1 protein-coding gene is annotated in these 643 nt (G+C 66.6%); it reads left to right on the top strand.

Translation table 11 applies throughout. From position 1 onward, the window contains the following. A partial coding sequence (locus tag FK530_RS24720) for a helicase-related protein (protein ID WP_269434192.1) occupies positions 1–643 on the top strand: 643 nt, incomplete at both ends.

Genomic DNA, 643 nt, shown 5'->3' with positions numbered 1-643 from the left:
CGGCCACCTTCGACCACGTCGTGCGGGACTACGTGGAGGTCGCCCGTCTGGGGGGTACTCCCATCGAGGACCCGCTGCCTGCCAGCGTGCACCACGTGGACGGCACCATGAACATCCTGGCCCGCAACCAGGAGCTCGACTGGCTCAAGGCCGCTGATGACACGGCCACTGATGACGGGGTCCCGGAGTGTCGGATCCTGTCCAATGCACGGTGCCTGTCCGAGGGCGTGGATGTGCCTGCCTTGGACGCGGTGATCTTCCTGAACCCGCGGAAGTCGCAGGTGGACATCGTCCAGTCCGTGGGTCGCGTCATGCGCCTGGCGGAGGGCAAGCACTACGGGTACATCGTGTTGCCGATCGGGATCCCCGCCGGGATGCAGCCCGAGGACGTGCTGCACGACAATGACCGTTTCCGTGTCGTGTGGGAGGTCCTCCAGGCCCTGCGTGCCCACGACGAGCGTTTCGACGCGATGATCAACAAGATCGACCTCAACACCACCAAGCCTGACCAGGTGGCCATCTTCGACGTTCCCGTGGGAGGGGACAGTGAGGGCGCCGGGGACGAGGGCGGGGAGGGCCTGCGCGAGGTCCAGGGAGAGCTCGCCCTCCCGCGCTTGGAGGAGTGGCGTGACGCGATCTATGC

It is taken from the genome of Tsukamurella conjunctivitidis, from assembly GCF_007858475.1.
Taxonomy (GTDB): Bacteria; Actinomycetota; Actinomycetes; order Mycobacteriales; family Mycobacteriaceae; genus Tsukamurella; species Tsukamurella conjunctivitidis.
Note: the sequence above shows the minus strand (reverse complement) of the source record. Positions and strands in the feature narration are given on the sequence as shown.